Annotated in this window: 15 protein-coding genes; 8 read left to right on the top strand and 7 right to left on the bottom strand. The window is 61.1% G+C overall.

The genetic code is table 11. The features are described 5' to 3' along the window. Positions 1-244 precede the first annotated feature (244 nt). The 5 genes from EJ070_RS03445 to otnK form a co-directional block, all read right to left on the bottom strand. Positions 245-1,180 (bottom strand): LysR family transcriptional regulator, encoded by a 936-nt coding sequence (locus EJ070_RS03445; RefSeq protein WP_126090065.1) that lies wholly within the window; start codon positions 1,178-1,180, stop codon positions 245-247. 137 nt (positions 1,181-1,317) lie between these two features. Next, positions 1,318-2,760: an aldehyde dehydrogenase family protein gene (locus EJ070_RS03440; protein WP_126090064.1), complete on the bottom strand. Its 1,443-nt coding sequence runs from the start codon at positions 2,758-2,760 to the stop codon at positions 1,318-1,320. A 181-nt stretch (positions 2,761-2,941) separates the two neighbouring features. Continuing rightward, a complete protein-coding gene (locus EJ070_RS03435; protein WP_126090063.1) occupies positions 2,942-3,835 on the bottom strand; it encodes an NAD(P)-dependent oxidoreductase in 894 nt (297 codons plus the stop codon). A gap of 51 nt (positions 3,836-3,886) precedes the next feature. Next, positions 3,887-4,528, bottom strand: a complete 642-nt coding sequence (otnC, locus tag EJ070_RS03430) for a 3-oxo-tetronate 4-phosphate decarboxylase (protein ID WP_126090062.1) — start codon at positions 4,526-4,528, stop codon at positions 3,887-3,889. Then, positions 4,521-5,804 (bottom strand): 3-oxo-tetronate kinase, encoded by a 1,284-nt coding sequence (otnK, locus tag EJ070_RS03425; RefSeq protein ID WP_126090061.1) that lies wholly within the window; start codon positions 5,802-5,804, stop codon positions 4,521-4,523. The genes otnC and otnK overlap by 8 nt, the downstream gene beginning before the upstream one ends. Before the next feature lie 227 nt (positions 5,805-6,031). On the opposite strand from otnK, the gene ltnD reads away from it, so the two are divergent. Both ltnD and otnI read left to right on the top strand, forming a co-directional pair. Further along, on the top strand, positions 6,032-6,946 hold the full coding sequence (gene ltnD / locus EJ070_RS03420; protein ID WP_126090060.1) for an L-threonate dehydrogenase: 915 nt from the start codon (positions 6,032-6,034) through the stop codon (positions 6,944-6,946). Between the two features lie 2 nt (positions 6,947-6,948). Beyond that, a complete protein-coding gene (gene otnI / locus EJ070_RS03415; RefSeq protein WP_126090059.1) occupies positions 6,949-7,758 on the top strand; it encodes a 2-oxo-tetronate isomerase in 810 nt (269 codons plus the stop codon). 84 nt (positions 7,759-7,842) lie between these two features. Here the strand turns inward: otnI and EJ070_RS03410 are convergent, their stop codons facing one another. Both EJ070_RS03410 and EJ070_RS03405 read right to left on the bottom strand, forming a co-directional pair. After that, the gene (locus EJ070_RS03410) at positions 7,843-8,898 is read right to left on the bottom strand and encodes an aldo/keto reductase (protein WP_126095622.1); all 1,056 of its coding nucleotides are present in this window, start codon (positions 8,896-8,898) and stop codon (positions 7,843-7,845) included. 22 nt (positions 8,899-8,920) lie between these two features. Next, positions 8,921-9,484, bottom strand: coding sequence for an aspartate/glutamate racemase family protein (locus EJ070_RS03405; protein ID WP_348639585.1), 564 nt, complete (start codon positions 9,482-9,484; stop codon positions 8,921-8,923). On the opposite strand from EJ070_RS03405, the gene EJ070_RS36940 reads away from it, so the two are divergent. The 6 genes from EJ070_RS36940 (at position 9,483) to EJ070_RS03380 (ending at position 15,677) form a co-directional block, all read left to right on the top strand. Beyond that, positions 9,483-9,806 (top strand): hypothetical protein, encoded by a 324-nt coding sequence (locus tag EJ070_RS36940; protein ID WP_245464991.1) that lies wholly within the window; start codon positions 9,483-9,485, stop codon positions 9,804-9,806. The genes EJ070_RS03405 and EJ070_RS36940 overlap by 2 nt on opposite strands. 151 nt (positions 9,807-9,957) lie before the next feature. Continuing rightward, positions 9,958-10,965, top strand: a complete 1,008-nt coding sequence (locus EJ070_RS03400; protein WP_126090057.1) for an ABC transporter permease — start codon at positions 9,958-9,960, stop codon at positions 10,963-10,965. Between the two features lie 92 nt (positions 10,966-11,057). Beyond that, positions 11,058-11,990, top strand: coding sequence for a sugar-binding protein (locus EJ070_RS03395; protein WP_126090056.1), 933 nt, complete (start codon positions 11,058-11,060; stop codon positions 11,988-11,990). 67 nt (positions 11,991-12,057) lie between these two features. Beyond that, positions 12,058-13,560 (top strand): sugar ABC transporter ATP-binding protein, encoded by a 1,503-nt coding sequence (locus EJ070_RS03390; RefSeq protein WP_126090055.1) that lies wholly within the window; start codon positions 12,058-12,060, stop codon positions 13,558-13,560. A 60-nt stretch (positions 13,561-13,620) separates the two neighbouring features. Beyond that, positions 13,621-14,514: an NAD(P)-dependent oxidoreductase gene (locus EJ070_RS03385; RefSeq protein ID WP_126090054.1), complete on the top strand. Its 894-nt coding sequence runs from the start codon at positions 13,621-13,623 to the stop codon at positions 14,512-14,514. 137 nt (positions 14,515-14,651) lie between these two features. Beyond that, positions 14,652-15,677 carry a LacI family DNA-binding transcriptional regulator gene (locus EJ070_RS03380; protein ID WP_245464795.1) on the top strand — a complete coding sequence of 342 codons (1,026 nt, stop codon included), beginning with the start codon at positions 14,652-14,654 and terminating at the stop codon, positions 15,675-15,677. Positions 15,678-15,802: the final 125 nt, after the last annotated feature.

Genomic DNA, 15,802 nt, shown 5'->3' with positions numbered 1-15,802 from the left:
GGATCTTCGACTCGTCCTTACGGAGCTCCTCGGCCATTTCGATGCCGGCCACGTAGAGCCGACTGAGGAAATCATCGCGCCCGCTTACCGGAGCGAAGCTGTTGCTCTCCAGCATAAGTCCTAAAAGGGCGATTTTCTTTTTTCGAAACATAGACCGCACTCTCTCTTGCACCTCCAGGAAGGATAGGCCGGTGTGTCGGCCTCCTCCAATGCAAGCTTGGCCTTGTTCGATGCGCGAGGGGTATCAGTAATTCTCGGGTGGGAGGAGTTCTGCCGGCCCGGCCTCACCGTCCAGCATGGACCACAACTCTTCCGCCATTGCGGGCAGCCGCTCGCGCGAGCGGAAGATGCGAATTTCAACGGGGATGAACCATTTTTCGTCGCCGGCCAATACAAGGCTGCCGGATGTCAGTTCTTCCGAGATACTGCTCTCCGGAAGCCAAGCCATGCCTCGGCCCTCGCGACTTAGCGTTTTGAGTACAGCCGCCAGTTGGCTGACGAAAACCTTATCCAGATAGACCGGTTCTTCCACATTTTGGATCATGTGTTCGACAGCCTGCCCGATCGCAGACGTTTCAGTATAGGCTAGATAGTGAACGGGCTCTTCCTCTGTGCCAGGAAGTTTATCAAGGGGGGAGCCGGCGGAATCGGGCAGTGTAACCGGCAGCAGCCGGTCGGTGCCGACAAGCTTCGAGGTGAAGTGCATCGGCGGCAAATTCATCTCGACCTGCGGGTGAGCGTGACTGATGGCAAAATGGGATTCACCCTTGATCAGCGACTGCATGCAATCGTTGAACTGGCACGAATCCAGTCTGATGTTGAAGGTATGGGTCTTGGCCTCGATCGACCTGATCCAGTTGGGAAAGAAGGTCAGTGAAAGGCTGTGCGTTGCAGAAAAGCGGATGAGATTGGCCGAAGTCTCACCGACCCGGCGTGCATCCTCCCGTCCCTGAAGGAGTCTTCTAAGTACCTCCTCGGCGACAGGCCGGAACCGTTCGCCCGAGGGCGTTAAACTGATCGGTTGGGTGGTCCGATCAAAGAGCTTCGCGCCGACCCAATCCTCGAGGCTCTTGATACGGCGGCTGAAGGCTGGTTGGGTGGTGTAGCGCGCCTCGGCCGATCGGGAGAAATTTCGAGTGTCCACCAGGCTGAGAAAGTCCTCAAGCCAACGGCTTTCCATTTCGCACCCCGGTCACTTGCTTTTGGTCGTAGTATTGTCAAAACGAAAGCCATGTCCAGCTAAGTTGACGTCGTTTCGCGGTTCCTAACCGTCATGCCCATAGTGCCGGCTGGAGATGTCGAGACGGTGGCGATAATTTACAGCTTGATCCCGACGTTCTTGGTCTGCACATAGCCTAGAAGGGCTTCCTGTCCCTTTTCTCGGCCATAGCCGGAGCGCCGCGTCCCGCCAAAGGGCGTCTCGACACCGCCAACCCACCAGTCATTCACATAGATCTGGCCTGCGACGAGACGATCGGCCGTCCAGAGGGCAAGTTTGAGGTCGCGGGTAAAGACTCCAGCCGCGAGCCCGTAGTCGGTCCCATTGGCAATAGCGATAGCTTCCTCGGGGGTGTCAAACGGGATAACAACCAAGACCGGTCCGAAGAATTCCTCCTGCGCGACACGCATATCCGGACGAACGTCGGTGAAAATCGTTGGCGGCAAGAAAAATCCCTCGCGCGCCAGCCGCTTCCCGCCTATTGCAAGGGTGGCACCTTCCGCAACGCCAACTTCGCACAATGTCTCAATGCGCTGCAGTTGGCGCTCCGAGATCACGGGTCCCATGTCGCAGCCCTCAAGCCCCGGGCCGACAGTCCGTCGGGCTGCCTCGGCCTTGAGCTTTTCAACCAACGGCCCGATGATTGAACGATGAGCCACGAGCCGAGAGGCGGCCGAACAGATTTGGCCAGCATGATGCAGTATACCGCGGGCGATGTTTCGCGCTGCATTGTCGAGGTCTGCGTCTGCATAGGCGATGGCGGCCGATTTGCCACCAAGTTCCATGACGCACGGGATAACCCGCTCCGCAGCCGCTCGTAGCACGCTCTTTCCTGTTTCCACTGACCCTGTGAAGACGATGTGGTCTATATCCTTATGTGCAACGAGAGCTGCTCCCGCCTCGGAGCCATAACCGCAAACTATGTTGACGGCGCCTTTGGGGACACCGGCGCGTTGGCAGGCTTCTGCCAACACGAAGAGACTGAGAGGCGAGTCCTCCGGCGACTTCAGCACAACCGTGTTGCCTGTCACAAGGGCGCAGGCAATAGATCGCGCGCCCACCGGAAGCGGTCCATTCCAGGGCACGATCTGAGCGGACACGCCGTAAGGCATTCTAATCGTATAGTCGACGACGTTCTCCCCGAGCGGGATCTGCCGTCCTTCCAGCTTGTCGGCCATCCCACCGTAATACCGAAGGTAGCGTTGGGTGAGCTTCACCTCGTTGTACCCGGCGGCGCGCGTCTTGCCGTTGTCGTGGATTTCCAGCTCCGCGATCTCATCCGCAAGCGTTTCGAGCTCCTCGGCAATCGCAAACATCAGTTCGCCACGGGCTGCTGGCGTCAGCGACTGCAGCCGGCGTTCCTGGAAGCAACGCCTCGCCGCGGCAACGGCCAGATCAATCTCAACGGCTCCTCCGCACGCGACCTGAGAAATGACCTTGCCATTGCCCGGGTCGACGATTGGGATCGAGCGCCCGTCAGAACTATCCACCCATTCGCCACCAATAAAGTTTCGCCAATAAGGTCGAATTTCCGCAGCCAAGATGCACCTGATGTTCCGCTGATTCTGATCCAGGTTAGGGCTTGCACGGGCAGGGGGGCCAATGTCTTTTCTCTATAACGTGATGTAGATTTTGAATAGGGCGCCGGTGCCCCAAGACTCCCCTCGAGTATTGAATCCTCTAACCCCAGCGCACCGCGGCATCCGCGGGGCGGCCATGCGGCTATTCGATCCCGTTTGCCCGCGCGATGAAATCGGACAAGTGGGGCACGTAATCAGCAGCCCCGTTCCCACCATTCGCCATTGCCACTGCGAAAGAGTTCTTCACGGCGCTGGCCATTGTCGTGGTTACCGTGGCGGCATTCGCCATCGATTCGACATAACGCATGTCCTTGTAGGCGTTGCTAAGGCTGAACTTATGCGCCTCGCGGTCGCCTTCCAGCGCATAGCCCATGAAGGTCTGGTAAAAACCGCAATCCATACGCCCGCCGCGGATCACCTTGTCGAACTCGGCCACCGGAATGCCGACCTTGCGCGACAGCGCGAGCGCCTCGGAATAAAGCGCGGCATAGCCAAGCGAGAGGAAGTTGTTCAAAAGCTTCATCCGGTGGCCATCGCCGACCCCGCCGATATGCACGATCTTGGCAGCCCATGTCGCAATAACCGGCTGAACCCTGGCGAAGATGTCCGCCTTGGCCCCAATCATACAATCGAGCGTTCCCGCCCACGCTTCTTTCGGGGTGCGGCTGAGGGGCGCATCGGCGAAATGCACGCCGACCACGGCCAGTTCCACAGCAAGGCGCTGGGTGACCGTCGGATCACTAGTGGAACAATCGACGATCACGCTGCCCGCCTGAAGGCCGGACTTCAGTGCCGCAATTGCCGCAGCCACTTCGGGCGATCCGGTCAGGCACAGGAAGATGATGGTACAATCGCGCGCCATCTCCTCCATCGAGGCCGCTTCGACCGCGCCCCGCGATACAAGATCTTCGACCGGTCCGCGGTTGCGGTGCGCGACCACGGTTAATGGAAAGCCCTTTTCGACAATGTTCTTCGCCATACCATGGCCCATCAGACCGATGCCGATGAAACCGATCTTCTCATTTGTCTGTGTCATTGTCTGTGCCATCTCGTTTGTCTGTGTCATTGTCTTTGCGATCTTGGCTGGTCAGGGAAGGTTGAAGCGCACGCGCAGGTCAGCCACCTGCTCTGGGGTCAGCGAGCGCAGGACGTGGTTCTGCAGCATAAGGAAAAGCTTGGCCGTCTCTTCCAGCTCTTCGGTCGCATACTGGGCATTGGCCAGCGTGGTGCCAGCCACGACGGGGCCGTGATTGGCTAGCAGAACCGCATGGTGACGGCTGGCAAGGGCCTTGACCGCATGGGCCAGGTCGGGGTCGCCGGGCGCGAAATAGGGCACCAGAGGCAGGCGTCCGACCCGCATCACATAATAGGCGGTCAGGGCGGGCAGTACATCCTGCGGATCGATGTCGCGAAGGATGCTGACGGCAGTGGCGTGGCTGGAGTGCAGATGCACCACGGCCCCCGCATCGGCGCGTTCGCCATACATCGAAAAATGCAAAAACGCCTCTTTCGTCGGCGCGTCGCCCGACAACAGTCGCCCCTGCGCATCGAACCGCGACAGGCGTGCGGGGTCGAGCGATCCCATAGACACGTTTGTCGGCGTCATCAGCCAGCCGCCATCGGGCAGCCTGACCGAGATGTTGCCGCTCGATCCTGCCGTCAGCCCGCGGTCGAAGAGCGAGGCACCGACGCGACAAATTTCATCCCGGGCGCGGGTTTCATTAGACATGTGCAGGATCCAACTCAAGCAGGCCCCAGGCCTTCAGAAAGAAATCGGGAGCGCCGAAGTTGCCGGATTTCAGCGCAAGCGCCAGGCTCGGCGAACCGATGCTGCGGGTCCACGGCACGCCGGGGTCGATCTCTGGGCCGATTTCCAGCATCGTCACCCCCAGTGAGGCGACGACTGCGCCGGACGTTTCCCCGCCTGCGATCAGAAACCGGCGGAAGCCTGCATCCCGCAACAAGGCAGCAACACGGGCCAGCGATTCTTCAACCAGTGCGCCGGACTCATGCTGGCCCATGCACCGTTGGATGGCTTGCAGCGCCTCCGGGGTGGTGCTGGAGTAGATCACGGGCGTTGTGGTTTTTGGCTGCCTGATCGCCCATTCCGCCACCTGCGCGGCGGTCTGGCGACCATCGGCGAGGGCCGCGACATTCAATGGTAGCGTCGGCAGGCCAGCAGCCTGTGCGGTCGCGATCTGGTCACGGGTCGCCACCGAACAGGAACCTGCCAATATGATGGCGCGGCCCGCAGGCGCGGGCATTCGGGTCGTTGCGGGGCGAAGAGCCACCTTGCCCGCCTGCACGAAATTCGCGGCGAGGCCGAGAGCAATCCCCGATCCGCCGGTAACCAGCTTCATATCGGCGCATGCGGCACCGATCGTGCGCAGATCCGCATCGGCAAGCGTATCGAGGATCAGGATGCGCTTTCCCGCTGCGCGTTGCCGGGCGAAGGCCGCACGCACGGCATCGGCACCCTGCCTGACCGTCCCGATGTCCACCAGCCCCACTGGCAGCGCTGTCTGTCGCGACAGCACGCGCACGAGATTGGAGTCGTGCATCGGGTTCAGCGGATGATCCTTCAGTGGGCTGTCCGACAGCAATTGGCTGCCGACAAAAAGATGCCCCTGGTAGGTTGTGCGCCCTGCCGCGGGAAAGGATGGGCAGGCGATGGTCAACTCGACACCCATCTCTTCCATCAGCGCCTCGGCCACCGGGCCGATGTTTCCGTCATCGGTTGAATCGAAGGTCGAACAGTATTTGAACAGGATCTGCTGAGCCCCGTGTTCCAGAAGTACGCTAAGGGCGGAAACCGACATCGCCATGGCATCATCTGCGGGAATTGATCGTGATTTCAATGCGATGACAACCGCGTCGACATCTGGCAGGGCGGCACCCGGTGAAGGAATACCCATGACCTGAACCGTCCGCAGACCTTCGCGTGACAGCATCAGGCAAAGATCGGTGGCGCCCGTGATGTCGTCTGCAACTGCGCCAATCAACAAGATTCTGGTCCTTTTCCTCTGTGAACGGGCAACATTGTGCCGCGCTGCTCCGGGCGATCGTCGGGCCTGCAGCGCCTGACTGCTATGCGAAACGAGGGACTTGCTTTTCGTTCCGGTCCTAGGCTAACCAAGCAATGGCAACGCTATCATTCGCGCGTTGTCAACACAAGATCGGGCCCAAACTCAACCGGCAATTATGCCAAACATCCTGAAACCGAGGTTCTGACATGAACAGCAAGTCCGATCTGAGAGTCTGTGTGATCGGCTTGGGGTCGATGGGATTCGGGGTGGCCGCCACGCTGCTGCGTGATGGTTTCGATGTCACGGGGTTTGACGTGAGCGCCGATGCGATGGCGCGGTTTTCGGCCCTTGGCGGCAAGACCGCCGACAGTCCGGGTGCGGCAGCCAAAGACGCAGACGTCGCCATCTGCCTGGTGGTAAACGCAGCCCAGACTGAAACGGTGCTTTACGGTGCAGAGGGCGCGGCCGCCGCACTGGCCTCCGGCGGCACGATACTGTCCTGCGCGACAATGTCCCCCGGTGCCGCCCGCGATTTCGCGATCCGTGCCGAAGCGCTGGGCCTGAACTACGTCGACGCGCCGGTCAGCGGCGGCGCGACGCGCGCCGCCTCCGGCGAACTGACCATCATGGCATCGGGCGCGCCCGCCGGCATTGCGCATGCCCGACCGGTTCTGGATTGCATCGCCTCCAAGGTTTACGAGTTAGGAGAAAAGCCCGGAACCGGCGCAGCGTTCAAGATCGTGAACCAGCTGCTTGCCGGTGTCCATATCGCCGCCGCCTGCGAAGCGATCACCTTCGCCAAGGCGATGGATCTGGACATCGCCAGGGTTTACGAGGTGATAACCGCATCGGCGGGTAATTCCTGGATGTTCGAAAACCGCGTTCCGCACATCCTTGATGGCGACTACGCGCCGCGCAGCGCGGTCGACATCTTTACCAAGGACCTGGGAATCGTGGCCGATATCGGACGGGAGATGAAGTTCCCGACTCCGATCGCCTCGATGGCCTTGCAGATGTTCGTGATGACGGCTGCCGCCGGAATGGGCCGGGATGACGATGCCTCTGTCGCGCGGATGATCGCGGGCATTGCCGGGCTGCAATTGCCCGGAATGGAGGACTGATCGTGCCGCGTTTTGCCGCAAACCTGACCATGATGTTCAACGAGGTCGGGTTCATGGATCGCTTCGCTGCTGCCGCCGGGGCGGGCTTTGACGCGGTCGAATATCTGTTCCCTTGTGCGTTCGATGCGCATCGCATCGCTGATGCCTTGCGGCGGAACGGCGTGACGCAGGCGCTGTTCAACCTGCCGCCGGGAAACTGGGGCGCCGGCGAGCGTGGGCTTGCGGCACTGCCGGATCGGCAGGACGACTTTCGCGCTTCGGTCTGGACGGCGCTGGCCTATGCGTCGGCAACCGGCGTGGGCCGCGTCCATGTCATGAGCGGGCTTGCCGACAGGGCGGACCCTGTCGCGCATAAAACCTATCGCGCGTCGCTCGCCTATCTGTGCGACGCGGCAGGAGCGAGGGGGCTCGACGTATTGATCGAACCGATCAATCCGCGCGACATGCCGGGGTATTTCTTGAACGATTTCAATCAGGCAGCCGATCTAATCGCCGAGATGGGTCTGCCGAACCTCAAGCTGCAATTCGACATCTACCACCGTCAGATCATCCACGGCGATGTACTGACCGGCCTGCGCGAACTAATGCCGATTATTGGCCATGTGCAGATCGCTGCCGTGCCGCTGCGCAACGAACCGGGCACGGGAGAATTGGACGATGCCCGCATCCTGCGCGAGCTGGACGCGCTGAAGTATGACGGTTTCGTGGGCTTGGAGTATCGCCCTGCGGGCGAAACTGTGGCTGGCCTGGGCTGGCTGACAGCTTATGCTAAAGCGCGTCGCGACGAAACGGATTCAGGCGACGCGCTTTAAGCCTTTGTTTTGACGCATGTCGCCCGAAACGCTGCGCACTTTTGAGCGACACGCATCAAGGCGGTGCGACCGGGCGCAAGCTTGTCACTCTTCGGCAAAGTGTCGGTGCAGGGCCAGGTCGGCTTCGCAGAAACGATCCTTGGCAAAGTTGCGCTGGTGCCAATAGGGGTAGATCAGCGGAATGGTGCTGGCCGCTGTCAGGCGGGCGCGTTCCTCATCCGACAGGCGCAGGCTGACGGCGGCGAAGTTATCGCGGAATTGGGCCTCGTTCCGGCCCCCGATCACCAGCGAAGACACGCCGGGACGCTTTAGCAGCCAGGCCAGCGCTACCTGCGCAGCCGACACCCCATGCGCATCGCCGATTTCCACCAGGACATCCACGATGTTCCACAACCTTTCCGGGTCGCGGATCGGCGGCTCCGTCCAGCCTGCGGACTGGCGGGAACCTTCCGGCGTGGCGATACCACGCCGGTGCTTCCCCGACAGCAGGCCAGCGGCAAGTGGGCTCCAAACCAGAACGCCGAGCCCCTGATCGACGGAAATCGGCAGCAACTCGTACTCCGCCTCGCGCGCCTCGAGAGTGTAGTGGATCTGTTGGGTGACAAAGCGGGGGCGGCGGTCGCGGTCGCTGATGGCAAGCGATTTCATGATGTGCCAGCCGGAATAGTTCGAGCAGCCGACGTAACGCACCTTGCCCTGCTGGACGAGTGTATCCAGCGCGGCCATCTTTTCCTCGACCGGGGTCGTGCCGTCCCATTCGTGGATATAATAGATGTCGATGCGATCGGTGCGCAGGCGTTTCAGGCTGCGTTCGCATTCACGGATCAGGTGAAAGCGTGACGCGCCTTCGTCGTTGGGGCCGGTGCCGGTGCGCATCCGCGCCTTGGACGAAATCAGCACCTGGTCGCGCCTCCCGTCCAGCACCTCGCCCAGAATTTCCTCTGAGAGGCCGTTCGAATACATGTTCGAGGTGTCGAACAGGTTGACGCCCGCGTCGATGCACAGATCAACAAGCTGACGTGCTTCTCGCACCCCTTGCTGGCCCACCATCGCAAAGGGGCCGGTGCCGCCAAATGTAAATGTTCCCATCGTCAGGACGGACACCTTCAGGCCAGAGCGGCCAAGTGTTCTGTATTCCATCACTTCTTCCATTTTCGGTTGGTCAAGCAGTCAGGGCCTTGCGCAGATGACGCATGCCGATTTCAGGGCTGGTCAGAACGGGCAGGGTGCCCATCACCTCCCGCACCGATGGCAGCACCCGCGCCATAGAGGCTTGGGCCAGCAGTATCACGTCCACTTGCGGGGCGAGGTCACGCAGGCTTTGCGCCACCATGCGATCATGTCCTTCAGCGTCGCCTTGCGACAACCGGTCGAAGGCGCCTTCGGACAGGACGCTGGTGATGGCGCAATCGTGCCCAAGCCGGTCAGCGGTGCACCTGATCAGATTGGTTGTCGGGTCAAGCGTGGTGCGCAGCGTGGCCAGCACCCCGATGCGCCGGCCGGTTCCGACTGCCTCGATCGCCATGCCTTCATCGATGCGGAACAGCGGCACCGGGCAGAGCAGGCGTGCAGCCTCGATCGCCGGACCAAGCGACGAACAGGTGACGACGACCGCATCCGCGCCCGCGTCCACCGCCGACCAGACCATGCAGGTCAGGCGGCGCATCGTCGCTGCCGACAGGCCGCCTTCGCGGATCGTGATGCGTAGCAGGCTTTCGTCCAGCATGTTGAACGTCGCCCAGCAGGGCAGGTTTTGCCGCGCCAGCGGTTCGAGCACCGGGATCAGCCCCGGAACGGTGTGTATCATTGCAAGCGTGCCGGTCGAGGGGCTCTTTGCCAGTGGCATTTGGTGTCTTTCCCCTGATTCAGCCGGCCTGGTAGGCACGCTCATCGCGGTTCCCGCCTCAAAATCGCAGCGCTGCCATCGCCGGCAACGGATGGCATTCGCCACTGAAATTGATATTTTGCCGTTTTTCAAGCGGGATTTCGCCGCAAGCGCCCGGATCATGATGAAAATTGCATACCGTTATTCGCAAAATGAAGGTTGACGGCCACTCGTCGCTGGCGAGAAATGACAGCGCTATCATCTGTCGCGGTCAAGATCAGCAGCCGGTGACGTTGCCTGGGCCAAACGGTGCGGCTGTGCCTGCCGGCACAATACGCGAACGCGCCCAGGTGAACACGAGCGGAGGAACGTGCATGTCCGTATCTGATAACAAGGCGACGCTGGAAAAGTCGCCCGCTCGCATCTGGCACGACCTTTACCAACTGCGGCATGTGCGCGAAGTGAACGTGCTGGTCGCCATGCTGATTGTGGGCGCGCTCATCAGCCTTTGGACGCCATACTTCCTGACCACCAACAACCTCATGGGCGTCTTTCGCGCTTTTTCGCTGACCGCGATCATGAGCATTGGCATGGTCATGGTGATCGTCACGGGCGGCATCGACCTGTCGGTCGGATCGGCGATGGGCCTTGCCTCGCTTGTCACGGCGCTGTGCTTCGGTGCAGGCTATTCGACCGGCGCCAGCATTGGCGCGGGCGTCGCGGTGGGCATTGTCTTCGGTCTAAGCAACGGGCTCTTGATCACTGCCATCGGCCTGCCGCCCTTCATTGCCACGTTGGGAACCCTCAGCATTGGGCGTGGCATGATGTACATGGTGACGCACGGCGTCCCGGTCACGCCCGAAACGCCCGATGCATTTTCCCTACTGGGGCAGGGTTACGTCGGGCCTGTCCCCGTTCCCGTTGTGATCATGCTGATTTTGATGGTGCTGTTCGCGCTGGTCATGAAGCGAACGCGCTTTGGCCGCCACGTCTATGCCACCGGCGGCAACGAGCAGGCGGCCCGGCTCAGCGGGGTCAAGACAAACCGGGTCAAGCTCGCGGTTTACATGCTGTCGTCGACCATCGCCTCGTTGGCCGGGATCATCGGGTTCTCGCGTTATCTGACGGCAGAGCCGGCGTCGGGCTTCGGCTCTGAACTGGACGTGATCGCCGCAGCGGCAATCGGCGGGGCCAGCCTTGCGGGCGGCGTCGGCAGCGTTACCGGGGCCGTGATCGGGGCAGCGCTGGTGGGCGTCATCGCCAACGGCGTCGTGCTGCTGAACATCAACACCTATGCCCAACAGGCAATCACCGGCGGGGTCATTCTGATCGCCGTCAGCCTTGACGTGCTGCGCAACAAACTGACGGGAGGAAATGGCTGAAGGAATAGTTTCTGATCAACACCGGGACGAAAAGTTACGACCAAGAACAAACAAAGGCCCGTCTCAGGAACGAGCGGGCAGGAGGAAAGACGATGCGTACCTTCATGAAAGCAGCTCGTGCGGCGATGGCTTCCATCGCAATTATGGCGGGCACCGCGGCGTTCGCCCAGGACATCACGATTGCTGTGGTGCCGAAAGTGGCCGTGCCGTTCTTTGACGACTGTAACACCGGCGCGAAGACCGCTGCCGATGCTCTGGGTGTCAGCTACCAGTGGGTCGTTCCGCAAAACACGCAGGGCGCGACCCAAGTCAAGATCATCGAAGATCTGATCGCCCGCCAGGTCAACGGCATCGCCATTTCGGTGAACGAGCCGAAGTCGGTCGAAGGCGTGATCAAGCAAGCAATGCAAGCTGGCATCAAGGTCGTGACCTTTGACAGCGACAGCGCCAAAAGCGTCCGCAGCATGTACATCGGCACGATCAACAAGCAGGCCGGCGTGACGATGGGCAACTCGATGGCCAAGGCGCTGGGTGGCAAGGGCAAGATCGCCATCGTGACCGGGCAGCTTGGCGCATCCAATCTGAACGAGCGTATCGACGGCGTGAAAGAAGCGCTGACTGCCTACCCAGGAATCGAGATCGTTGCCGTCGAAGGCACTGAAGACGACCTCGCCAAGGCCGTCTCCGTGACCGAAGCGCTGCTGCGCGGTCACCCGGACCTGGCCGGCATCTTTGGCATGAGCCAAGTCGGTGGTCCGGCTGTGGCCAAGGTTCTTGCCGAGCAGGAATTTGCGGATCGCAAGGGCAAGGTGGCTGTCTTCGCCTTTGATGACCTGCCGGACACCATCAAGGGTGTGAAGGACGGCTACATCAACGGCATCATGGTGCAGCGCCCCGTCACCATGGGCAAACTGGCCGTCGAACATCTCGTTGCCCAGGTCAAGGGCAAAGAGACCGAAAGCAAGGACATCGATACCGGCGTGACCGTGGTGAACGCTGATAACCTCGGCAGCTATACGAAATAAATGAGCTGCCGAGAGGGGCGAAGCTTCTCCCTGCTTCGCCCCTTTTTTTACGAAAGCCGAGGCGACCATGTCCCACTTCCTTGAAATGCGCGGCATCGCCAAGACGTTTCCCGGCGTTAAGGCGCTGAACAGGGTCGATCTCCAGCTGGCGCGTGGCGAGGTGCATGTGCTTGCCGGCGAGAATGGGGCCGGAAAGAGTACCTTGATGAAGATCATGACCGGCGTATATCGCGCCGATCCGGGAGGGGTGATCCGTGTCGATGGCCAAGACGTGGTGATCAGGGATCCCGTTCACGCCAGCGCGCTGGGGATCAGCATCATCTATCAAGAGCTGGCGGTGGTGAACAACCTGACCGTGGCCGAAAACATCTACCTTGCACGCGAACCGCTTGGCGCGGGCGGGCTGATCGACAGCCGCAGGATGAACGCCGATGCCAAGGCGGTGCTGGCCGAACTGGACATGAACATCGAGCCGACGGCAAAGGTCGGCAACCTCAGCATCGGGCAAAAGCAGATGGTGGAGATCGCGCGCGCGATTTCCTATCGCTCAAAGCTGATCATCATGGATGAACCGACCGCCTCCCTCAGTCACCACGAGGCATCGACGCTGATGCGGATGGTGCGCAAGCTGGCATCGCAGAACGTCGGCGTGGCCTATATCTCGCACCGGCTGGACGAGATTTTCGAGATAGGTGATCGCGTGACGGTGTTGCGCGACGGCGAAACCGTCGACACCCGCCCGATCGGCGACATGACGCGCGACATCCTCGTGCGCAAGATGGTCGACCGTGACATGTCGCAGCTTTTCGGAAAACACAACTCGCATGCCACCCGAGACGTGCTGCTATCCGTACGCGGCCTCGGGCTGAAGCGGCCCACCTCGCGCGGGGCGCGGGTGGCGGATGTCAGTTTCGATCTGCACAAGGGTGAGGTGCTGGGCCTCTTCGGGCTGGTCGGCTCCGGCCGGACAGAGATCATGGAAATGGTCTTCGGCAGCCGCCCCAGCGTCGGCGAAATCCGGGTCGAGGGGCAGAAGGTCTCCATTCGCGAGCCCTCGCAGGCCATCGACCTCGGCATCGGTTTCGTGACCGAAGACCGCAAGGAGATGGGCCTCGTCCTGGGCATGTCGGTGCGCGAGAATTTCAGCCTGACACACCTGTCGGATTACTGCACGATGGGCGTGGTGCAACGCAGGCGCGAGACAAACGCCTGCCTCGCCTACATCCGCTCGCTGGGGATAAAGACACCGTCGCCCGAACAAAAGCTGCTGACCCTGTCGGGCGGGAACCAGCAGAAGGTCGTGATCGCCAAGTGGGTGGCGCGCAAGCCGCGCATCCTGATCGTCGACGAACCGACGCGCGGCATCGACATCGGTGCCAAAGCCGAGGTGCACGCCCTGCTCAACCGGCTGGCCGAGGATGGGATGTCGATCATCGTCGTCTCTTCCGACCTGCCTGAGGTGCTTGCCATCAGCGACCGGGTGGTAGTCCTGAAGGAAGGGCGTATCACCGGCATTCTTGACCGCGAAGACGCGACGCAGGAGCGGGTCATGCTGGCGGCTACGGGCTGATCCCGCCAGGTGACAGATTGCGCAACAGCCTGATGAATTGTCCATTGACGGAGACTGAGCATGACGAAACGCATCATTTTCACCGGCGGCACCGGCAAGGCCGGTCGCCATGCCGTGCCGCATCTTCTTGCCAAGGGCTATTCGGTCCTCAACGTCGATCTGAAGCCGCTCGATCATCCGGGCGTCAACACCCTGATCACCGACATCACCGACAGCGGTCAGGTGTTCAACGCGCTGACCACGCATTTTGGCTTTGACGGCTACAATGACGGTGCTCCACCCAAGGCCCCCGATGCGGTCGTGCATTTCGCCGCGGTGCCGCGCGTGATGATCAACCCCGACAACACGACCTTCTCCGCCAACACCGTGGGCACCTACAACGTGATCGAAGCGGCGATGAAGCTGGGCGTGCGCAAGGTCATCATCGCCAGCTCCGAAACGACTTACGGCGTTTGCTTTGCCGAAGGCGACAAGGATTACCATTCGTTCCCGCTAGAAGAAGATTACGACAACGACCCGATGGACAGCTACGGCCTGTCGAAGCTGGTCAACGAAAAGACCGCCCGCGCCTTTGCGATGCGCTACGGCGCCGACATTTACGCGCTGCGCATAGGTAACGTGATCGAGCCGCATGAATATGTGAACTTCCCAGGCTACCTCGACGATCCGATGTGCCGCAAGCGCAATGCCTGGAGCTATATCGATGCCCGCGACCTGGGCGAGATCGTGCATCTGTGCCTTGAAAAGGATGGGCTTGGGTTTCAAGTATTCAACGCAGTGAACGATACCATCACCGCCGACCTGCCTACGACGGAATTCCTTGCGAAATACTGCCCGAACACCCCCATCACCCGCCCGATGGGCCGGGACGAGGCGCCATTGTCCAACCGCAAGATCCGCGAGGTTCTGAATTTCAAGGAAGCGCACCCGTGGCACAACTTCGTCAGGCGCTGATCCTCACAAGGAAGGGGCGGCTGCGTGCCGCCCCTTCGTCCCTTCGGGCACAAAATGAATGTACAACCCCGCTGGCATCGTGGCATCACAAGCGTTCAACCGCGGTCAGAACGCTGCCTCCGCACAAGGGGATCCCGTTGACGAAGATCAGGCAACGCCTTCAGGAAAAGAAAAGCAAGGTGACGGTCCACGAGGTGGCGCGTCTGGCCGGTGTCAGTGAATCGACCGTGTCGCGGATCATGCGCAATCAGGGGCTGGTTGCGGAAGCCACCCGCGCCAAGGTGATGGAAAGCGTCCGCACTCTTGGCTACGTCCCCAACCGCATCGCTGGATCGCTGGCATCGCTGGATTCGTTCCTGGTGGGCGTCGTGGTGCCCTCGCTTTCAAACATTGTCTTCCCCGAGGTGCTGCAGGGCGTCAGCGCCGGGCTGAAAACGTCGAACTATCAGGCAGTCATCAGCATTAGCGACTACGACATGGACCGCGAGGAAACGCTGGTGCGTGGGCTGCTTGCGTGGAAACCCGCGGCGATCCTAATCGCGGGCTTCGATCACACCATGGCCACCCGTCGCATGCTGGACCAAAGCGGTGTGCGCGTGGTCGAGATGATGGATATCGATAGTGCGCCCATCGACATGGCCGTCGGCATGTCGCATCGGCATGCGGGCTATGCGGTGGGCCAGCACCTGATCGCACGCGGTTACCGGCGGTTTGGCTATGTCGGACATGACTGGACCGCCGATCGTCGCGCACGCCTGCGCTATGATGGCATGTGCGAAGCCCTTGGCCAGGCAGGGCTGTCGTTCGTCGCCCATGCCATCGCCGATGGCCAAAGCTCCGTCGCTGCGGGACGGAAACAGACGGCGCAGCTCTGCGCCACCTCATCGGTCGACGTCGCAGTCTATTCCAACGACGACATGGCGGTGGGCGGCATATTTCACTGCCTCGCAGCAAGCATTAGGGTACCGGACAAACTGGCGATCTTCGGCTTCAATGGTCTGGATATCGGGCTGGAATTGCCGCAGCCCCTGTCGACGATGCGTTCGAACCGTTTCCTGATTGGGCAAAAGGCGATCGAGGCGATCCTTCTGGCCCCTGAACGTCCCGAGACACCGTCGATCATAGACACCGGATTTGAGATCTTCCCCGGGGCTACAGCCTGACCCGGCAGCAATAGCCAAGGAAACCGCATGTCGCACTTGCTAGAGGTTCGACTGCCGTCATCACCGGCGGGCATCGGCCTTGCGGCGGTACGGTATCTGACGCGTGCTGGCTGCGGGTCTGCAGC

Origin of the sequence: Mesorhizobium sp. M1E.F.Ca.ET.045.02.1.1, from assembly GCF_003952485.1 — a bacterium.
In the GTDB taxonomy this organism is placed as follows: domain Bacteria; phylum Pseudomonadota; class Alphaproteobacteria; order Rhizobiales; family Rhizobiaceae; genus Mesorhizobium.
Note: the sequence above shows the minus strand (reverse complement) of the source record. Positions and strands in the feature narration are given on the sequence as shown.

Excerpts from the sequence above, each read along its gene's own strand:
- EJ070_RS03445 (WP_126090065.1), bottom strand. The coding sequence starts at position 1,180 with ATGGAAAGCCGTTGGCTTGAGGACTTTCTCAGCCTGGTGGACACTCGA.
- EJ070_RS03435 (WP_126090063.1), bottom strand. The coding sequence starts at position 3,835 with ATGACACAGACAAATGAGAAGATCGGTTTCATCGGCATCGGTCTGATG.
- otnC (WP_126090062.1), bottom strand. The coding sequence starts at position 4,528 with ATGTCTAATGAAACCCGCGCCCGGGATGAAATTTGTCGCGTCGGTGCC.
- ltnD (WP_126090060.1), top strand. The coding sequence starts at position 6,032 with ATGAACAGCAAGTCCGATCTGAGAGTCTGTGTGATCGGCTTGGGGTCG.
- EJ070_RS03410 (WP_126095622.1), bottom strand. The coding sequence starts at position 8,898 with ATGGAATACAGAACACTTGGCCGCTCTGGCCTGAAGGTGTCCGTCCTG.
- EJ070_RS36940 (WP_245464991.1), top strand. The coding sequence starts at position 9,483 with ATGTTGAACGTCGCCCAGCAGGGCAGGTTTTGCCGCGCCAGCGGTTCG.
- EJ070_RS03405 (WP_348639585.1), bottom strand. The coding sequence starts at position 9,484 with ATGCTGGACGAAAGCCTGCTACGCATCACGATCCGCGAAGGCGGCCTG.
- EJ070_RS03400 (WP_126090057.1), top strand. The coding sequence starts at position 9,958 with ATGTCCGTATCTGATAACAAGGCGACGCTGGAAAAGTCGCCCGCTCGC.
- EJ070_RS03395 (WP_126090056.1), top strand. The coding sequence starts at position 11,058 with ATGCGTACCTTCATGAAAGCAGCTCGTGCGGCGATGGCTTCCATCGCA.
- EJ070_RS03390 (WP_126090055.1), top strand. The coding sequence starts at position 12,058 with ATGTCCCACTTCCTTGAAATGCGCGGCATCGCCAAGACGTTTCCCGGC.
- EJ070_RS03385 (WP_126090054.1), top strand. The coding sequence starts at position 13,621 with ATGACGAAACGCATCATTTTCACCGGCGGCACCGGCAAGGCCGGTCGC.